The following is an 18,517-nucleotide window of genomic DNA, read 5'->3' as shown; positions in this document are numbered from 1 at the left end:
TCGATGAGAGTGGTGAAACTGCGGCTGTACGGAGTCGCCTTCCTCGTGGTGCTCGCGCTGCTGCTGTCGCTGGCCGTGGCCGTCTACCAGCAGGCGTTCACCCCCGTCGTGCGGATCACGCTGGAGGCCGACAGCCTCGGCAACCAGCTCGACCGGCGCGCGGACGTCAAACTGCGCGGGCTGCTCGTCGGGGAGGTGCGCGAGGTGCGCGCGGACGGCAGGAAGGCGACGCTCGACATCGCGCTCAAGCCGGAGCACGTGCGGTTCATCCCGGCGGACGTGCACGCGCGGCTGCTGCCGAAGACGCTGTTCGGCGAGAAGTACGTCGACCTGGTGGTGCCGCGCGGTTCGTCCGCCCGGGCCATCCGCGCGGGCGACGTCATCACCCAGGACCGCACACGGGTCGGCATGGAGCTGCAACAGCTGATGAACGACCTGCTGCCGCTGCTGCGGACCGTGAAACCGGGCGAACTCAACGCCACGCTCTCGGCGTTCGCCGGCGCGCTCGAAGGACGCGGCGACCGGATCGGGGACAACCTCGTCCGCGTGGAGGACTACCTGCGGCGCCTCAACCCGCATCTTCCCTCGCTGAAGGAGGACATCTCGCGGTTCGCCGACGTCGCCGAGATGTACGGCGACGCGGCGCCCGACCTGATGGCGATCCTGCGCAACACCGTCACCACCAGCCGCACGATCGTGGAGAAGCGGGACCGGCTGGCCGCCGCGCTCACCTCGACCACCGGCGTCGCGGGCACCGCGGAGGAGTTCCTGGACACCAACGGGGACCGGCTGATCACCCTCGGCCGGGTCTCCCGGCCCACGCTGGAGCTGTTCGCCCGCTACTCGCCCCAGTACCCGTGCCTGCTGGAGGGCCTGGTCCGGCAGGAGAAGGCGTCGGAGGAGGCGTTCCGGGGCGGGAAGATGCGGATCACCCTCGAAGCCGTCCGCCAGAGGCCCGCCTACGAACCGGGCGAGGAGCCGCGCTGGGGCGAGCGGTCCGGGCCCTACTGCCGGGGCCTGCCGCACCCGGCGGTGCCCGCGCCGCCCACCAAGCTCGACGACGGCACGAAGTCAGGGGGTTCCGGCAGTGCGCTGCCCGGAGGAGTCAACGTGTCCGCTACCGAGGCCGAGCAGCGGGCGGTCGGCTCGCTCGTGGCACCCGTCATGGGCGTGCCGGCGGACGAGGTGCCGCCCGTGGCGACGCTGCTGTTCGGGCCGCTGGCCCGTGGGACGGCGGTGAGCGTCGCATGAGCGTGCGGACGACGACAGCGCGCGGGACCGTCGCGCCACTGGTCAAGTTCAGCCTCTTCGCGGTGGTGACGACCCTGGCGACCACCCTGCTCGCCGCCACCATCGTCAACCTCGACTTCACCCCGAAGCACACGTATCGCGCGGTGTTCAGCGACGTCACGGGCCTGGAGGAGGGCGACGACATCCGGATCGCCGGGGTGCGGGTCGGCGAGGTCGAGGACATCCGGATCAAGGACCGGACGCTGGCGGAAGTCGGCTTCACGGTCAGCGCGGACCGGCCGCTGCTCACCAGCACGGGCGCCGTGGTCCGCTACCGCAACCTCGTCGGGCAGCGGTACATCGCGCTGACCGAGGGCACAAGCGACGGCACCCGGCTGCCGCCCGGCGGGCGCATCCCCCTGTCCAGGACCCAGCCGGCGCTGGACCTCAACGTGCTGCTGAACGGCTTCAAGCCGCTGTTCGCCGCGCTCAGTCCGCAGGACGTCAACCAGCTCGCCACCGAGATCGTCAAGACGCTGCAGGGCGAGGGAGGCACCGTGAACAGCCTGCTCGCCCACACGGCGTCCCTCACCACGACGCTCGCCGGACGCGACCAGCTGATCGGATCCGTGATCGACAACCTCAACTCCGTCCTGAAGACGCTCGACCAGCGCGGTGGCCGGTTCTCCGCCCTGCTCAAGGAGCTGCGGCGGGTGATCTCCGGTCTGTCCGCCGACCGCAAACCCCTCGGCGAGTCCCTGGTGAACATCGGCGACCTGACGGAGGCCACCTCCGGGCTGCTCGCGGACGCCCGCCCGCCGCTCAAGGACGACATCGCCGGGCTGACCGAACTCACCGGAACGCTGAACGACAACGAGAAGACCGTGGAGGGCGTGCTGAAGCGGCTGCCGAACAAGCTCGAGAAACTGACCGGGACGGCGTCCTACGGCTCGTGGTTCAACTTCTACCTCTGCGACTTCGACGGCCGGATCGTGCTGCCGAAGACGCAGGAGGTGCTCACTCCCGAACTGCACGTGGCGCGGGCGAGGTGCGGCGCATGAGGATCCGCATCGTGCCGACGCGGCGCCGCCGCCCCGAGCCCCTGATGAAGGTGCGCGTCCTGCCACCGAAGCTGCCGAGGATCAGGCTGCGCCGGAAGGGGGGCCGACCACGCCTGAAGCCGTTCCGGGACCGCAACCCCGTGGTCCTCGGCGCCGCCGGGCTCACCACGCTCGCGCTGCTGACCGTCGTCGCGTTCAACGCCGACAGCCTTCCGGTGATCGGCGCCGGCGACACCTACAGCGCCGCCTTCACGGAGGCGGGCGGGCTCAAGCCGGGCGACGAGGTGCGCATCGCCGGGGTCAAGGTCGGCAGGGTCGAGGAGGTCGACCTGGACGGCGACCACGTCAAGGTGACCTTCAAGGTCAAGGGCGACCCGGAGTTCGGCACCACGACCGGCGCCTCGATCCGGGTGAAGACGATCCTCGGGGCCAAGTACCTGGCCCTGCACCCCGAGGGGCCGGGCCGGCTCACACCCGGCAGCGAGATCCCACTGAAGCGGACGGTCCCGGCGTACGACGTCGTGCAGGCGTTCAGCGACCTGACGACCACCACGGAGGAGGTCGACACCCAGCGGCTGGCCGACGCCCTGGACACCATCTCCACCGCCTTCGAGGACTCGCCCGAGGAGGTGCGGGCCTCCGTCAAGGGCCTGTCGAAGATTTCCAGGACGGTGGCCGAGCGGGACAAGGAGCTGCGCGGGCTGCTCGACCACGCCAACGGAGTGACGGGGGTGCTGGCCGAGCGGTCGAAGGACTTCACCGCGCTGGTCAAGGACGGAGACGAGCTGTTCAGGGAGATCAGCAAGCGGCGCAAGGCGATCCACAAGCTGCTCACCACCTCGGCCGCGCTCGGCATCCATCTCTCCGGGCTGGTCAAGGACAACGACAAGGAGATCGGGCCCGCGCTGAGCGGCCTGAACCGGGTGGTCGAGATGCTCGAACGGAACCAGTCGAGCCTGGACCGGAGCGTCAAGCTGCTCGCGCCGTACGTGCGGGTCTTCACCAACACCCTCGGCAACGGCCGCTGGTTCGACAGCTACGTGCAGAACCTGGTCGCCGCTCCGGTGGTGCCGCGGACGGGAGGCGACCGGTGAAGAAGCCGAGGATTCCGAGGCGCCGGACGACCGCCGTGGTCGTCCTCGCCCTGGTCGCCGGCGCCGTGTTCACGCTGTGGCCGCGGGCGCAGACCGTGCGGGTCACCGCCTACTTCCCGCGCACCGTCGGCATCTACCCCGGCTCCGACGTGCGGGTGCTCGGCGTGCGCATCGGGGAGGTCGCGGAGATCACGCCGGAGGGCGAGCGGGTGCGGGTGGTGCTGGAGTACGACGCGGGCCGCAAGGTCCCGGCGGACGCCCGGGCCGCCATCATCAACTCGTCGGTGGTCAGCGACCGTTACGTGCAGCTGCTGCCGGTGTACCGTACGGGCCCGGCGCTGCGGGACGGCGCCGTCATCCCCGAGTCGCGCACGGCGGTGCCCGTGGAACTGGACCGGGTCTTCGAGAGCCTGCACACCACGTCCGAGGCGCTCGGCCCGGAGGGCGCCGGCAAGGACGGCTCGCTGGCGCGGCTGCTCGGGGTGAGCGCGGACAACCTGCAGGGCCAGGGCGAGAACATCCACCAGACGGTCGAGGACCTGTCGCTGGCGGTCACCACGCTGTCCGACGGCCGCAGCGATCTGTTCGGCACCGTGCGCAACCTTCAGGTGTTCACCGCGGCGCTGGCGGCCGACGACAAGAACGTGCGGTCGTTCAACACCACGCTGGCCGAGGTCGCCGGTCAGCTCGCCGACGAGCGCAAGGACCTGGCGGAGGCGCTGAAGCACCTGGGCACGGCGCTCGGTGACGTGTCCGGGTTCGTGAAGAAGAACAAGGCGTCACTGACCGCGAACGTGAAGGGGCTCAGCAAGGTCACCCAGGTGCTCGTCACCCAGCGGGCGGCGCTGGAGGAACTGCTGGAGGTCGCCCCGGCGGGCCTGTCGAACCTGCAGAACGCCGGCAACCCGTCCTCCGGCACCCTCGACACCCGCAACAACCCCGACCATCCCCAGGACCCGGCCGCGCTGCTGTGCTCCATCCTGCGCACGACCGGCGACGAGGGCGGCGAGAACCCCGACTGCGGGGAGCTGGAGAAGCTGTTCGAGTCCCTGCCCGAGGTGCCGAAGGCCCCGGCCGTGCCGAGCACGGGCACGGTCGACCGGACGCTGGGCGGAATCCTGGAGGCCGACGCATGAGCGGGATCCGCGGGCCGAGGGCCCTGGCGTGGGCGGCGGCCGGCGCGCTGCTGCTGTCCGGCTGCCAGATCAACGGCTGGTACGACGTGCCGCTGCCCGGAGGCGCCGCCGCGGACGGTGACGCCTACCGGGTCACCGTCGAGTTCCGCGACGTCCTGGACCTGGTGCCGCAGTCCGCGGTGAAGGTCGACGGCGTCACCGTGGGCGCCGTCGAGAAGGTGGAGCTGGACGGCTGGCACGCCAGGGTGCGGCTGCGGATCGCCGACTCGGTGGAGCTGCCCGGCAACGCGGTCGCCGAGCTGCGGCAGACGAGCATGCTCGGCGAGAAGTACGTGGCGCTCGTCGCCCCCCTGGACACCGCGCCCGTCGGCCGGCTCGGCGACGGCGACCGGATCCCGCTCGCCCGCAGCGGCCGGAACCCGGAGGTCGAGGAGGTGCTGTCCGCGCTGTCCGCGCTGCTCAACGGCGGTGGCGTGGCCCAGCTCAAGACGATCACCGTGGAGCTGAACAAGGCGCTGGCGGGCCGGGAGAACCGGGTCAAGGGTCTGCTGAAGGAGCTGAACACGTTCCTCGGCGGCCTGAACGGACAGCGCAAGGAGATCGTCCGGGCGCTCCAGGGCATCGACCGGCTCGCCAAGCGGCTGAACAAGGAGAAGAAGACCATCGCCGTGGCCGTCGACACCCTGCCCCCCGCGCTGAAGGTCCTCGCCGACCAGCGCCGGGACCTGACCAAGATGCTCACGGCGCTGTCCGATCTCGGCAAGACGGGCACGAAGGTCGTCAACGCCTCGCACGACGACACGGTCGCCAACCTCAAGGCGCTGCGGCCGATCCTCGAACAGCTCAACAAGGCGGGCGCCGACCTCCCCAACTCCCTGGAGCTGCTGACCACCTACCCGTTCCCGCGCAACGCCGTGGACGCCGTCAAGGGCGACTACGTCAACCTGGCGGTGACCGCCGACCTCGATCTGTCGAGCATCTACGGCAACCTCGCCGACGAGCCCGACGGGGACGGGGACTCCCCGAAGACACCCGGGCTCCCTGACACGCCGGAGCTGCCGGACCTGCCGGACCTGCCGGAGGTGCCCGGCGTGCCGACGCCCGCGCTGCCGGGCACCCCCGGCCTGCCGGGCACGCCCGCCGAACCGTCGGCACCGTCCGGCGACGGCGGCGGCCCGCTGTGCCCGCCCGTGTGCACCGGTACGCAGGCCGCCTACGGGGACGCCGGCGGCCTCCCTCCGGGCATCGACCTCGCGCTCGCGGAGCTCTTGCTGAAGGGGATACTGCCGTGATCACACGTACGGTCAAGGCGCAGCTGCTGGCCTTCGCCGCCGTCACCGCGGTGGGGGTGTCGTACGTCGGCGCCGAGTACACGGGCCTGGTGGACGGGCTGCTCGGGCGCGGCTACACCGTGCGGGCCGACTTCGCCGACTCCGGGGGCATCTACACCGGCGCCGAGGTCACCTACCGGGGGGTGCCGGTGGGCCGGGTCGGCACGCTGCGGCTGAGCGGCGACGGCGGCGTCTCGGTGGCGCTGGAGATCGAGGACGGCGCGCCGGGCATTCCGGCGGACACCCTCGCCGTGGTGGCGAACCGTTCGGCGGTGGGCGAGCAGTACGTCGATCTGCAGCCGCGCCGGTCGGACGGCCCGTACCTGCTGGACGGCAGCACGATCCCGCGCGGCCGGACCCGGGTGCCGCTGCCCGCCACGGAGATGGTGGTGAGCCTGGACAAGCTGGTGAAGTCGGTCGGCAAGGACGATCTGCGGGTCACCGTCGACGAGTTGGGCAAGGCCTTCGCCGGCACCGGGCCGCACCTCAGCCGTCTCGTGGACTCGGGCAACGCGCTCGTCGAGTCGGCGTCCGACGCGCTGCCGGAGACGATCGACCTCATCGAGGACTCGCGGACGGTTCTGAAGACGCAGGCCGACCAAGGGTCGGCGATCAGGTCGTTCTCGCGTGATCTCGCCGCGCTGACCGCGCAGTTGAAGGCGAGCGACGGGGACCTGCGCACACTGATCGGCAACGCGACACCGGCCGCCCACGAGGTGAACTCGCTGCTGAAGTCGACCGGCCCCCGGCTGTCGGTGCTGCTGGCGAACCTGATCAGCGGCGGCCAGGTCACGCTGGCGCGGCTGCCCGGAGTGGAACAGGCCCTGGTCACCTTCCCGGTGGTGGTCTCCGACAGCTACACGGTCGTCCCCGGCGACGGCACCACCCACTTCGGGCTGGTCGTCAACGCCGACGACCCGCCGCCGTGCACACGGGGATACGACACCCCGCGACGCGACCCGGCGGACACCGGCACCCGCCCGGCGAACACCGAGGCGCGCTGCACGGAGCCGCGCGGCAGCGACACCTCGGTGCGGGGCGCGCAGAACGCGCCCGGCGCGCGGTCCCGTTCGGACGGCGCGGACCGGGCCGCGTACGTCTCGCCGTACGACCCGGAGACCGGTCTCGCCACGGGGCCGGACGGAAGATCCGTCGAGATCGGCTCGACGGGCGGCCAGCAGGCCGTGTTCGGAAAGGAGTCCTGGCAATGGCTGCTCGTCGGACCGATGGCGTGACCGAGCGCCTGTTCGCGACGCTCCGGAACGCACCGGCACGGCTGGTACGGCCGCTGCTGCGGCTGGCCGCCGGGCGGGCGGACGCCCGTGGCCGCGGCCCCGTGCGCACCCGGCTGCTGCCGGCGGGGCTGGTGGTGGCGACGGTGCTGACGACGGCGGCGGCCGTCTGGCTGAGCGTGCGGGTGTACGAGCAGCGCCAGACGGAGCAGCGCCGCCAGGACATCCTCGCGGCGGCCCGACAGTCGGCGCTGAACTTCACCTCGCTCGACTACCGGCACTACGACCGGGACAGCAGGAACGTGCTCAGAGGCGCCACGGGCGCCTTCAAGGAGCAGTTCGCCGCGCAGACCGCGGAGCTGACCGAGTTGGTCGCGCGGAACAGGTCGGTGTCCGAGGGCCAGGTCCTGGAGGCGGGCATCGTCCGGGCCGACGAGCACTCGGCGCGCGTTCAGGTGGTCGCCGACAGCAAGGTGACCAACACCGCCGTGCCCCAGGGCGAGGCCCGCACGTACCGCCTGCAGCTCGACCTCGTCCTGGAGAACGGCCGCTGGCTGACGTCCGACGTGGAGTTCGTCGGCTGACGCACCGCCCGACCCGATGTACGACCAGTAAGGAGAACGACCGTGGCGAACCTGACGTCCAAGCCCCGCGCCTCCGGCTCGCCCGCCCGGCGCACACTGAACGCTGCGGCCCGGGCGGCGGCCAAGCGCGCGGAGCGCGCCGAGCGGATCGACGCGAGCGATGTGAACGGCTCGAACGGCTCGAACGGCTCGAAGGCACCACGGCGGGCGGAGGACCAGAAGTCCGGGCGGACCGTGCTCATCGAGCCGCCGGACGGGTGGGACGACCCGCCGGAGCCGCGCCCGGACCCCGGCGAGGACGAGGTGCTGCCGGCCCGCCCGGGGCGGGGGCGCGGGTTGCTGACGGCGGCCCTGGTGCTGCTCCTCGTGGCCGGCCTGGTCGCGGTGGCCGTCCTCGGGTGGCGGTTCCACGAGGGGCGGGCGACCGAGCAGGCCCGCGGGCAGGCGCTCGCGGCGGCGCGTGAGGCGGCGCCCGTCGTGCTGTCGTACGACCACCGCCGCCTGGACCGCGACTTCGACCGGGCGCGCGCCCGGCTGACCGGGAAGTTCCGCGACGAGTACGGCAGGACGACGAAGGCGGTGGTGGGGCCGACCGCCCGGAAGTACCAGGGGGTGGTGAAGGCGACGGTGGTGGAGCCGCCCGGCGGTGGCGCCCCGGCTGCCTCCGTGGTGTCGGCCTCCCCGGACCGGGTCGTCGTGCTGCTCTTCGTCAACCAGGTCACCGAGAGCACCCGGATCACGGGGTCCCGTGTGGATCTGAACCGTGTGCGGATGACGATGTCCCGTACCCCCGGCGGCTGGAAGGTGAGCGCCGTCGACGCCCTCTGACCTGCTCCCCGGCAGAGCCCCCGCGCGAGACCGCGCGGGGGCTCTTTCTGTCTCCGGCTCTTGACAGCCGTCCCCGACCGGAGGCAATCTTCCATTAAGCAAAAACTAACTTTCACGATGCGAAATAGCGAGGAAGGGAGCGCCGGCCCCCCATGCCAGGTTCTGAATCGGGCACCGCCGCAGAGCAGCGCTTCAGCGTCAACCTGTCGATCCTCTTCACGGAACTGCCGCTCCTGGAGCGCCCCGCGGCCGCCGCCGCGGCCGGTTTCACCGCGGTCGAGCTGTGGTGGCCCTGGGTCGACTCCCCCACCCCCGAGCGGTCCGAGCTCGACGCCCTGAAGAAGGCGATCGAGGACGCGGGCGTCCGGCTCACCGGCCTGAACTTCTACGCCGGACAACTCCCGGGCCCCGACCGCGGCGCCCTGTCGGTCCCGGGCGAGGAGTCGGAGAGGTTCCGCGCCAACATCGACGTGGCCGCCGGCCTGGCCGAGTCCCTCGGCTGCACGGCGCTCAACGCGCTGTACGGCAACCGCGTCGAGGGCGTGGACCCGGCCGAGCAGGACGCGCTGGCGCTGGAGAACCTGGTGCTCGCCGCCCGCGCGGCCGACCGGATCGGCGCGATCCTGCTGATCGAGGCGCTCAACAGGCCCGAGTCGCCGTTGTACCCGCTGGTGTCGGCGCCGGCCGCCGTCGAGGTCGCCGACAAGGTCGACGAGGCCACCGGGCTCGGCAACGCCAGGTTCCTGATGGACCTCTACCACCTGTCCATGAACGGCGAGGACCTGCCGTCGGTGATCGAGCGGTACGCCGCGCGGACCGGCCACGTCCAGATCGCCGACAACCCCGGCCGCGGCGCCCCCGGCACGGGCTCGCTCCCCCTGGAGGACCTCCTCGGCCTGCTGAGGAAGGCCGGCTACGAGGGCTGGGTGGGGCTGGAGTACAAGCCGGGCGACCGTCCGAGCGCGGACGCCTTCGGCTGGCTGCCGGCCGGTCAGCGCGCCGCCCGCTGAGGCGCCCCGACCGCGGCCCGCCGCTCCCGGGCCCGCGATCCGGCCCTGAACGGGCCTCGTCCCCGGTCCCCCGGAGGGGCCACCCCGGACGGGCCGCTCCTGCCGACGCCCGCCCATCCGAAGACGCACCGCCGTAGTGAGAGAGGCACCCCGATGAGCACACTTCCCACGATCGCCTGGATCGGCCTCGGCATCATGGGCTCCCCCATGTCCGAGAACCTGATCAAGGCGGGTTACGACGTCACCGGTTTCACCCTGGAGCAGGAGAAGCTGGACCGCCTGACCGCCGCCGGCGGCACCGCCGCCGGGTCCGTCGCCGAGGCCGTCCGCGACGCCGACGTCGTGATCACGATGGTGCCCGCCTCCCCGCAGGTCGAGGCCATCGCGTACGGCCCCGAGGGCATCCTGGAGAACGCGAGGTCCGGCGCCCTGCTGATCGACATGTCCTCGATCACCCCGCAGACCTCGATCGACCTGGCGAGGGCCGCGAAGGACAAGGGCATCCGGGTCCTGGACGCCCCGGTGTCCGGTGGCGAGGCCGGCGCCGTGGAGGCCGTGCTGTCCATCATGGTCGGCGGCGAGCAGGCCGACTTCGACGCCGCGGAGCCGATCTTCGAGGCGCTCGGCAGGACCATCGTGCTGTGCGGCCCGCACGGCTCGGGCCAGACCGTGAAGGCCGCCAACCAGCTCATCGTCGCCGTCAACATCCAGGCGTGCGCCGAAGCCGTGGTCTTCCTGGAGAAGTCCGGCGTGGACCTGAAGGCGGCGCTGGACGTCCTGGGCGGCGGACTCGCCGGGTCGACCGTGCTGGCGCGCAAGAAGGACAACTTCCTGAGCCGGGACTTCAAGCCGGGCTTCCGCATCGACCTGCACCACAAGGACATGGGGATCGTCACGGACGCCGCCCGCAACGTCGGCGCGGCCCTGCCCGTCGGCGCCGTGGTGGCGCAACTCGTGGCCAGCCTGCGCGCGCAGGGCGACGGCGGCCTCGACCACTCGGCGCTGCTGCGGGCCGTGGAGCGCCTGTCCGGCGCGCGGGTCTGACGACCCCGAAGCCTCCGGGCGGCGCCACCGCCGACATCTGTCCTGTCGCGCCCAAGGCGGTGGCGCCGCCCGGAACCACACCCGGAGCTCCACCAAGGTGAAGTCCCGCTTCACGCCGCCGGCCCCGAGTACGGCAAGCGCGTGGAGGAGGCGGTCCGCGCCCCGCGCGAGGACCGGATCAAGACGGCCCGCACCAGTCGAACGGCCCGGATGAGGGGTGGCCGGTCGCAGTCGTGCGGGCGAGGTGAGGACCGCGGCGGCGTGTGAGCCAGTGCGGTGGTGAAGGACCCGAGCCGCCTTCTCGACCTGAGGGAAGGTCCGCCCGGTTCCGTCGTACCCGCCGCGGTCCCGCCGTACGAGACACCGTCCGGCGGCGCGAACGTCCTGTCGCGCCCAGCCTCGCGCCGTCGGACGGCCAGAAGACGCCCAGGGCCCCTTCCCCGGTTCGGAACCCGACCCGGGGAAGGGGCCCTGGGCGTCTGCCGTCGGCGTGCGGATCCACCGCGCCCGCAGCACGCTGAAGGCATGGGCAATCCGACGCAGTACCCGCACATCGTGGTCCACGCCCCGGCCCTGGACGGCTCCCGCCGGGTCACCACAGGGGACGACACGCTGGGGATCGCCACGCACCTCGACGACGTCGTCGAGATCCTCCGGCTCGCCGATCTCGACGACATCGAGGTGGAGGAGAGCGATCTCATCGAGTGGCAGGGCGGCGGCCCGGAGGACTGGCCGGGACTGTCGGAGCATCATTCCCAGCACGAGACGTAGGGCGGGTACGTCAACCTCAAATCAACCTCTGAACATGGTTCAGCAGGCTTCAACAACCCCTGGATGAGGGCACATTGTGGTCACGCGGGGCCCGCCGGCACGGGGGTGGCGGGCTCCGCCCCAGGGGGTGTGCCATGAGCGCAGACACGCCGATCCGGCTCCAGCCGCACGAGATCGCCCTGCTGCGCGGCGGTCCGCGCGCCGCCGTCACCGTCGCCGTCCTCGGCCTGCACCTGCGGGGCTCGGTGGAAGCCGGACGGCCGGGAACCATGAGGACGTCGGAGCCGGTCGTCGCCGACGCGGTCCCGGGGCGGACGCCGCTCCCCCTCACCCCACTGGAGAGCGCCGTGCAGGCGTCCCTCGGCGAGCCCTGCGGGCTGCGGACGCTGGCGAAGCGGCCCGATGTCCGCCTGGCGGTGGCCCTGATGCGCATTCCCCTGGCGGAGGCCGGCCTGCTGCGCTACCCGCTGCTCGGCCCGACCCGCGCCGCACGCCGCCATGTACGGGCCCTGGGGGCGCTCCACACCCTGCCCGGGGACCGGCGCGGGCTGACGGACCACGACAAGCTGCTCGCCGTGGCCCTGCACGGCGAGGCGGCCCTGCGGGTGCTCGTCCCGCGCTTCGCCCTGCGGGCGGGGCTGGTCGACCGGGCCGAGGTGGGCGGCGGGGCGTTCCCCCCACGCTCCCCGCGGGGTCGCGGCACGAGCGGGGCGGGGCACTCCTGCGGCGGTGGCGGCGGGTGCGGCGGCGGCTCGGACTGAGCGCGGGAAACGGCATGGAGCGCGACCGTCTTCCTCCAACGGCTCGCACGCGGAACGGCGCGTGGGAGAGGAGCGGCACGCGGAGAAGGACCGGCACGCGGAAGAGGAACGGCATGCGGAAGGGGGCGGCCCGTCCCCCCGGCGGGCCGCCCCCTGCTCATCCGCGCACGCGGCGGGTCAGACCTCGAGGGGCCTGATCGCCGTCGGCGCGTGCCCCGGTTCCGTGGCGATCTCCTCGAACTCCACGACGTTGCCGATGTCGTTGGTGACGCTCATGGAGATGTTGGTGACGCGCTCCAGGATCGCCTCGACGACGACCGGGACCTGGAACTCGGCGGCGAGCTTCTTGGCCTGCTCGAAGGCGGCGCCCAGTTCGTTCGGGTCGGTCACGCGGATCGCCTTGCAGCCGAGACCCTCGGCGACCTTCACGTGGTCGACGCCGTAGACGCCCAGTTCGGGCGAGTTGATGTTCTCGAACTCCAGCTTGACCTGGAAGTCGATGTCGAAGGCGCGCTGCGCCTGGCGGATCAGGCCCAGGTAGGAGTTGTTGACGAGGACGTGGACGTACGGGATCTTGTGCTGCGCCCCGACCGCCAGCTCCTCGATCATGAACTGGAAGTCGTAGTCCCCGGAGAGGGCGACGACGGTCGCCTCCGGGTCGGCCTTGGCGACGCCGAGGGCGGCCGGGATGGTCCAGCCGAGGGGGCCCGCCTGGCCGCAGTTGATCCAGTGGCGCGGCCGGTAGACGTGCAGCATCTGGGCGCCGGCGATCTGTGAGAGGCCGATGGTGGTGACGTAGCGGGTCTCGGGTCCGAAGGCCTTGTTCATCTCCTCGTAGACGCGCTGCGGCTTGATCGGGATGTCGTCGAAGTGCGTACGGCGCTGGAGCGTCGCCCGCTTCTCCTGCGCGGCGGCGGCCCAGGCGGAGCGGTCGGGCAGCGTGCCGGCCGCCTTCGCCTCCCCGGCGACCGCCACGAACAGCTCCAGCGCCGCCTTGGCGTCGGAGGCGATGCCGTAGTCGGGGGCGAAGATTCTGCCGATCTGGGTGGGCTCGACGTCGACGTGGACGAAGATCCGTCCGGCCGTGTAGACGTCGAGCTTTCCGGTGTGGCGGTTGGCCCAGCGGTTGCCGATGCCGAGGACGAAGTCGGACTCCAGGAAGGTCGCGTTGCCGTAGCGGTGCGAGGTCTGCAGGCCGACCATGCCGGCGTTCAGCTCGTGGTCGTCGGGAATGGCGCCCCAGCCCATCAGGGTCGGCACCACCGGGGTTCCGGTCAGCTCGGCGAACTCGACGAGGAGTTCGCAGGCGTCGGCGGTGATGACACCGCCGCCGGTGACGATCAGCGGGCGTTCGGCGGCGTTCAGCATGGCGAACGCCTTCTCGATCTGGGCACGGGTCGCGGCCGGCTTGTAGACGGGCAGCGGCTCGTACGTGTCCGGGTCGAACTCGATCTCGGTGAGCTGCACGTCGATCGGCAGGTCGATGAGGACCGGGCCGGGCCGGCCGGAACGCATCAGATGGAAGGCCTGCTGGAAGACGCCGGGGACCTGCGCGGCCTCCAGGACGGTGACCGCCATCTTGGTCACCGGCTTGGCGATCGAGGCGATGTCGACGGCCTGGAAGTCCTCCTTGTGGATCACGGCGGTCGGGGCCTGGCCCGTGATGCACAGGATCGGAACGGAGTCGCCGATGGCCGAGTACAGACCGGTGATCATGTCGGTGCCGGCGGGCCCGGAGGTACCGATGCAGACGCCGATGTTGCCGGGGTGGGTGCGGGTGTAGCCCTCGGCCATGTGCGAGGCGCCCTCGACGTGACGGGCGAGGGTGTGGGCGATGCCGCCGGAGGCCTTGAGCGCCGCGTAGAAGGGGTTGATCGCCGCGCCGGGGACACCGAACGCGGCGGTGACGCCCTCGCGCCTGAGGATCTCAACTGCCGCGCGGGCAGCGGTCATTCGAGCCATCGAGTACTCCTGCTCCGACTGTCGGATGTCGCTCTCCCGTCGCGCCCCGCGGTGAGCACTTCCGCGACGGCATGCTTTTCCGTATCGCGGAATTAAACTTCTACTATCTGGAAGTAATGTAGGTGTGTGGGGGAAGGTCGTCAAGAGACGGACAAGCGGGGGTTTCTGGAGGACGATGGGGCCCATGTCCGAGAGCGTGCCGGTGCGCTGCCCGGCCTGCCGGCGCGAGCGCCTCTACACCGCGCCCTCCTACCCCTGCGTCTGCGGCACCGCGGTCGCCCCGCGGCTCGACCCCCGCGCGACCCCGGCGGCCGTCGCGCACCGCGCCTGGGACGAGGAGTGGATCACCGTCCCCTGCCCCGCCTGCGGCCGCCACACCCAGTGGCCCCGCCCGGAACTGGGCTGCCCCTGCGGCACGGTGCTGCACATCCCGGTGACCGACCCGCCCCCCTCGCGCGAGCGGACGGGGCACACGGGCCGGGAGCCGACCGCGACCCCGGCACCGACCGCAACGCCGACACCGACCGCGAGCCCGGCACCGACCGCGGCGCCGGCGCCGCGACGACCGGCCGAGCCACCCGCGACCGGGCAGGGGCCGGCGGAACCGGAGACGGGTCCGGCCCGGGAGGCGACCGAGCCGGAGGACCCGCCCCCGGCGGAGAAGGAGGCCGGGCGGGGACCGGTCACGCCCCGAGAACCCACCCCCGGACAGCACTCCGCCCCGGCGACGCCGGACGTGGCGGCCGCCCGCCGGGAGTCCGCGCCACGCGGGGACACGCCCCGCCGCGCCTTCCATCCGGTGGCCATCCGCACCGCGCGCGACGCGGTCACGGCTGCGGCGCTGTATCTGCGGTGGCTCGGGTACCGGGACATCCGCCGGGCCGGCCAGCGGCCCACCTCCGGTATCGGTCTCGCCGCGCACGGGCTGCTGGCGCACGTCGACCCCAGCGTGCACCCGGTCTCGCTGCGGGACCTGGAGTGCCTGTGGCTGACGGCCATGGCGGACTCCACGGACTGCGTGTACTTCTCGCTCGCGGGCTACGCGCCGGACGCCCGCGCCCGCGCCGAGTCCCTGCGCGTCCCTCTCTTCGTCCTGGATTTCACCGGCACCCCGCAGCCGGTCAACGCGGTGGCGGAGGAACTGGACACCCGGGGCGTCTGAGCCGCCGGGCGCGACGCGACGCCGGGTGCGGCACCGTTCCGGCAGGCCCGCCCGCAGGGTGGCGACGGAGCGAAGAGGGACGATCGCCCGTGCGGACCCGGAGGGCGACGAGTTCCGCTTCCCGCGCGGCACGTCCGACCGCGAGGGCTCGGGCAGGCCGCCCCCGTCCCGCCCTCGCCCCTACTCCCGCCCCGCCCCGCCCCCGCCGCAGACCTAGACGGCGTACCTCTCCCGCAGTTCCACCTTCCGCACCTTCCCCGACACGGTCATCGGGAAGGCGTCCAGCACCTGGAGCCTGCTCGGGATCTTGTAGTGGGCCAGCCGCCCCTGGCAGAAGGCGCGCAGGTCCTCCAGGGTGGGCGGGTCCGCGGGGTCCTGCGGGATCACGCAGGCGAGCACCTCCTCGCCGTACGTCTCGTGGGGCACCCCGACGACCTGGACGTCCCTGATGCGGGGGTGGCCGTAGAGGAACTCCTCGATCTCGCGCGGGTAGATGTTCTCGCCGCCCCGGATGATCATGTCCTTGATGCGGCCGACGATCTCGACGTAGCCGTCGTCGCGCATCACGGCGAGGTCGCCGGTGTGCATCCAGCGGCCGGCGTCGACGGCCTCGGCGGTCTTCTCGGGTTCGTTCCAGTAGCCGAGCATCACGCTGTAACCACGGGTGCACAGTTCACCCGCACTGCCGCGCGGTCGCGTCACGCCCGTCACCGGGTCGACGATCTTCACCTCGACGTGCGGCAGGACCCGGCCGACCGTACCGGTGCGGTGTTCGAGGTCGTCGTCCCGCCGCGTCTGCAACGACACCGGGGACGTCTCCGTCATGCCGTAACAGATGGACACCTCCGCCATGTTCATCTCGGCGACCACCCGCTTCATCACCTCTGCCGGGCACGGCGAGCCCGCCATGATGCCGGTCCGCAGGGAGGAGAGATCGTACGTCGCGAAGTCGGGGAGGTTCAGCTCCGCGATGAACATGGTCGGCACGCCGTACAGCGAGGTGCAGCGCTCCTGCTGGACGGCCGCCAGCGTGGCCCTCGGGTCGAAGGACGGCGCCGGCACGACCATGCAGGCGCCGTGCGAGGTCGCCGCCGGGTTGCCCATCACCATGCCGCGAGCGGTACACCTTGAGGGTACCATGCACTCATGCAAAATCGCGGGTCAGGGGCGGTAGTCCGGGCCGACATCTACGTCCGCATCAGCCAGGATCTCACGGGCGACGAGCTCGGTGTCCAGCGGCAGGAGGACGAGTGCCGGAAGCTGGCAGCCCAGCTCGGCATGGAACTCCGGCACGTCTGGGTCGACAACGACCTGAGCGCCACGAAGAAGAACGTCGTCCGCCCCGACTTCGAGGCCATGCTCCAGAGCAAGCCCGAGGCGATCATTTGCTGGCACACCGACCGGCTCATCCGCGTCACGCGGGACCTGGAGCGGGTGATCGACCTCGGGGTCAACGTCCACGCCGTCATGGCCGGACATCTGGACCTGTCCACGCCGGCCGGCCGAGCTGTCGCCCGCACGGTGACGGCCTGGGCCACGTACGAGGGCGAGCAGAAGGCCGAGCGGCAGAAGCTGGCCAACGTCCAGGCCGCCCGACAGGGCCGCCCGTACACCGCAGGCATCCGGCCCTTCGGTTACGGCGACGACCACATGACGATCATCGCCGAGGAGGCTGCGGCCATCGTCGAGGGCGCCAACATGATCCTCGCCGGGGAGTCTCTGTCTGCCGTCGCGCGGAAGTGGGACGAGGCCAAGCTCCAGTCGCCCCGCAGCAAGGTCACGGGCGCCAAGGGGTGGACCCTGCGCGGGGTGAAGAAGGTGCTGACGTCCCCGCGCTACGTCGGGCAGTCCACGTACCACGGTGAGGTGATGGGCGAGGCGCAGTGGCCCCCGATCCTCGACCCGGAAGTGCACTACGGGGTCGTGGCCATCCTGAACAACCCGGAGCGGTTCTCGGGGGGCAAGCGGACCGGCCGGGTGCCGGGAACCCTGCTCGCCGGCATCGGGCGGTGCGGGTACGACGGCTGCACCGACACGGTCAACGGTCGGGGCTACCGGGGCGTCCCGGTGTACGGCTGCGCTGCCACGCACACGCGCACGCCTCGCAGCATTGCCGACGACCGCGCGAGCAAGGCGACTCTGGCCCGGCTGATGTTCCCCGACTTCCTCGGTCAGATCCTGGAGTCTCAGAACGCCCCGGATGGCCACTCAGGTGCTCAGCTCCAGAGTCAGGCACAGGAACTGCGGGAGCGGCTTGACGGGCTGGCTGTGGCCTACGCAGAAGGCACGATCAGCCTGTCTCAGCTGACCGCAGGGTCGGCGGCGCTCCAGAAGAAGCTGGAAGCCATCGAGTCGGAGCTCGTCAGCACGGCCGGCATCCCTCCGCTCGACCCGGTGAAGGGTGTGGCCGGCCTGATCGAGGGGTGGCCGAACCTGCCCCTGCCGACCCGTCGTGCGTGGGTGGACTTTTGCTGCATCGTCACCCTGAACCCGGCCAAGGGCCGGCACATGTCCTCCATGTCTGTCGATGATCACGTCACGATTGAGTGGCGTGACGTGAGCGAGTAGCGGATACGGCGAAGCCCCGGCTACCCCCATTCGAGGGTGCCAGGGCTTTCGTCCGTCAGTTGTAGTGGCCGTTCGTCAGCCGGTCGACCTCCTCGCGCAGGAAGTACGCCTCGCTTGCCTCTCGCAGGAGCAGAAGATGCATGTCGGCGAGCTTGTTGTGGGCCTAGACGAGCGGCTTCGCCTCCGCTCGATCCCGAACAGCTTTGGGTGGCGTAGTACGAGGCGGAGATGCTCACCGGCTGAGTCTTCCGCCCACTCTCCATTCAGTCAGCCGCCGCCCCTGAGTGACCGCGACCCCGTCAGCCCATCACGGCCGGCGGGTTCGCTGCGTTCGGCTACTCGGCTCGCTCGACGAGAGCAAGCGACGTACACAACCGACGGAACGTCGCGTGCCCTGTCCGGCCGGTGTGGCTCATGCACTCGACGTCGACCGTCGCGCCGTCTGTCGACGGCCTCGCCTTCCAGTCGCACGTCATGCACTCGGCCTCGAACGTCATGCAGGTGTCCGACTGGTGGGCGATCCGGTGCTTCACGAAGCGCATGACCGAGCGGGTCACTGCGTGCCCTCTCGGGCTCTCATCGCCTCGGCCATTCGCTCGGCTACGTCTGCACGCACCATGCCTACATGCACGTACGCCGCGCCCCTGTGGGTGACGACGGGGCGCAGCGCCCCCCAGACGCGCTCTGGGGCGCCGAGAGAGGCAAGGGCCGCCCGCAGTGCCTCGGTCGCTTCAACGGCCGTA

At 71.7% G+C, this 18,517-nt stretch carries 15 protein-coding genes and 1 pseudogene; 14 read left to right on the top strand and 2 right to left on the bottom strand.

Annotated elements, in window-relative coordinates; genetic code table 11:
* The first annotated feature begins 3 nt into the window (after positions 1-3).
* The 12 genes from ACIHAR_RS09590 (at position 4) to ACIHAR_RS09535 (ending at position 12,082) form a co-directional block, all read left to right on the top strand.
* A complete protein-coding gene (locus ACIHAR_RS09590; protein WP_400018305.1) occupies positions 4-1,251 on the top strand; it encodes an MCE family protein in 1,248 nt (415 codons plus the stop codon).
* On the top strand, positions 1,248-2,291 hold the full coding sequence (locus ACIHAR_RS09585) for an MCE family protein (RefSeq protein WP_400018303.1): 1,044 nt from the start codon (positions 1,248-1,250) through the stop codon (positions 2,289-2,291). The genes ACIHAR_RS09590 and ACIHAR_RS09585 overlap by 4 nt, the downstream gene beginning before the upstream one ends.
* On the top strand, positions 2,288-3,385 hold the full coding sequence (locus tag ACIHAR_RS09580) for an MCE family protein (protein ID WP_400018301.1): 1,098 nt from the start codon (positions 2,288-2,290) through the stop codon (positions 3,383-3,385). Before ACIHAR_RS09585 ends, ACIHAR_RS09580 begins: the two co-directional genes overlap by 4 nt.
* Positions 3,382-4,521: an MCE family protein gene (locus ACIHAR_RS09575; RefSeq protein ID WP_365469446.1), complete on the top strand. Its 1,140-nt coding sequence runs from the start codon at positions 3,382-3,384 to the stop codon at positions 4,519-4,521. The genes ACIHAR_RS09580 and ACIHAR_RS09575 overlap by 4 nt, the downstream gene beginning before the upstream one ends.
* Complete coding sequence (locus ACIHAR_RS09570) at positions 4,518-5,813, top strand: MCE family protein (protein WP_400018298.1); 1,296 nt, start codon at positions 4,518-4,520, stop codon at positions 5,811-5,813. Before ACIHAR_RS09575 ends, ACIHAR_RS09570 begins: the two co-directional genes overlap by 4 nt.
* Positions 5,810-7,087: an MlaD family protein gene (locus tag ACIHAR_RS09565; RefSeq protein ID WP_365469440.1), complete on the top strand. Its 1,278-nt coding sequence runs from the start codon at positions 5,810-5,812 to the stop codon at positions 7,085-7,087. The genes ACIHAR_RS09570 and ACIHAR_RS09565 overlap by 4 nt, the downstream gene beginning before the upstream one ends.
* Positions 7,088-7,203: 116 nt before the next feature.
* Positions 7,204-7,668, top strand: a complete 465-nt coding sequence (locus tag ACIHAR_RS09560; RefSeq protein ID WP_365469454.1) for a hypothetical protein — start codon at positions 7,204-7,206, stop codon at positions 7,666-7,668.
* 42 nt (positions 7,669-7,710) lie between these two features.
* The gene (locus tag ACIHAR_RS09555) at positions 7,711-8,496 is read left to right on the top strand and encodes a hypothetical protein (protein ID WP_365469437.1); all 786 of its coding nucleotides are present in this window, start codon (positions 7,711-7,713) and stop codon (positions 8,494-8,496) included.
* Positions 8,497-8,648: 152 nt separating this feature from the next.
* On the top strand, positions 8,649-9,506 hold the full coding sequence (locus ACIHAR_RS09550) for a TIM barrel protein (protein WP_365469434.1): 858 nt from the start codon (positions 8,649-8,651) through the stop codon (positions 9,504-9,506).
* A 153-nt stretch (positions 9,507-9,659) separates the two neighbouring features.
* The gene (locus ACIHAR_RS09545; RefSeq protein ID WP_365469431.1) at positions 9,660-10,550 is read left to right on the top strand and encodes a 2-hydroxy-3-oxopropionate reductase; all 891 of its coding nucleotides are present in this window, start codon (positions 9,660-9,662) and stop codon (positions 10,548-10,550) included.
* Positions 10,551-11,075: 525 nt separating this feature from the next.
* Entirely contained in the window at positions 11,076-11,321 is a 246-nt protein-coding gene (locus tag ACIHAR_RS09540; protein WP_365469428.1) for a hypothetical protein, read from the top strand.
* A gap of 134 nt (positions 11,322-11,455) precedes the next feature.
* Entirely contained in the window at positions 11,456-12,082 is a 627-nt protein-coding gene (locus ACIHAR_RS09535) for a TIGR04222 domain-containing membrane protein (RefSeq protein WP_400018294.1), read from the top strand.
* A 177-nt stretch (positions 12,083-12,259) separates the two neighbouring features.
* Here the strand turns inward: ACIHAR_RS09535 and gcl are convergent, their stop codons facing one another.
* Positions 12,260-14,044: a glyoxylate carboligase gene (gene gcl / locus ACIHAR_RS09530; RefSeq protein ID WP_365469422.1), complete on the bottom strand. Its 1,785-nt coding sequence runs from the start codon at positions 14,042-14,044 to the stop codon at positions 12,260-12,262.
* Positions 14,045-14,228: 184 nt separating this feature from the next.
* Between gcl and ACIHAR_RS09525 the strand changes: the two genes are divergently transcribed.
* Positions 14,229-15,206 carry a hypothetical protein gene (locus ACIHAR_RS09525; RefSeq protein ID WP_400018291.1) on the top strand — a complete coding sequence of 326 codons (978 nt, stop codon included), beginning with the start codon at positions 14,229-14,231 and terminating at the stop codon, positions 15,204-15,206.
* Positions 15,207-15,419: 213 nt separating this feature from the next.
* Here ACIHAR_RS09525 and ACIHAR_RS09520 read toward each other — a convergent pair.
* Positions 15,420-16,319, bottom strand: a pseudogene (locus ACIHAR_RS09520) (AMP-binding protein); the annotation flags it as partial.
* A gap of 33 nt (positions 16,320-16,352) precedes the next feature.
* Here ACIHAR_RS09520 and ACIHAR_RS09515 point away from each other — a divergent pair.
* A complete protein-coding gene (locus ACIHAR_RS09515; protein ID WP_400018289.1) occupies positions 16,353-17,774 on the top strand; it encodes a recombinase family protein in 1,422 nt (473 codons plus the stop codon).
* Positions 17,775-18,517: the final 743 nt, after the last annotated feature.

It is taken from the genome of Streptomyces sp. NPDC052016 (assembly GCF_044548445.1).
Lineage (GTDB): Bacteria > Actinomycetota > Actinomycetes > Streptomycetales > Streptomycetaceae > Streptomyces.
This window is presented reverse-complemented; position numbering and strand designations above follow the sequence as displayed.

Coding starts and splice junctions, on each gene's coding strand:
- ACIHAR_RS09570 (WP_400018298.1), top strand. CDS start 4,518: ATGAGCGGGATCCGCGGGCCGAGGGCCCTGGCGTGGGCGGCGGCCGGC.
- ACIHAR_RS09550 (WP_365469434.1), top strand. CDS start 8,649: ATGCCAGGTTCTGAATCGGGCACCGCCGCAGAGCAGCGCTTCAGCGTC.
- ACIHAR_RS09535 (WP_400018294.1), top strand. CDS start 11,456: ATGAGCGCAGACACGCCGATCCGGCTCCAGCCGCACGAGATCGCCCTG.
- ACIHAR_RS09540 (WP_365469428.1), top strand. CDS start 11,076: ATGGGCAATCCGACGCAGTACCCGCACATCGTGGTCCACGCCCCGGCC.
- ACIHAR_RS09590 (WP_400018305.1), top strand. CDS start 4: ATGAGAGTGGTGAAACTGCGGCTGTACGGAGTCGCCTTCCTCGTGGTG.
- ACIHAR_RS09585 (WP_400018303.1), top strand. CDS start 1,248: ATGAGCGTGCGGACGACGACAGCGCGCGGGACCGTCGCGCCACTGGTC.
- ACIHAR_RS09545 (WP_365469431.1), top strand. CDS start 9,660: ATGAGCACACTTCCCACGATCGCCTGGATCGGCCTCGGCATCATGGGC.
- ACIHAR_RS09525 (WP_400018291.1), top strand. CDS start 14,229: ATGTCCGAGAGCGTGCCGGTGCGCTGCCCGGCCTGCCGGCGCGAGCGC.
- ACIHAR_RS09580 (WP_400018301.1), top strand. CDS start 2,288: ATGAGGATCCGCATCGTGCCGACGCGGCGCCGCCGCCCCGAGCCCCTG.
- ACIHAR_RS09515 (WP_400018289.1), top strand. CDS start 16,353: ATGCAAAATCGCGGGTCAGGGGCGGTAGTCCGGGCCGACATCTACGTC.
- gcl (WP_365469422.1), bottom strand. CDS start 14,044: ATGGCTCGAATGACCGCTGCCCGCGCGGCAGTTGAGATCCTCAGGCGC.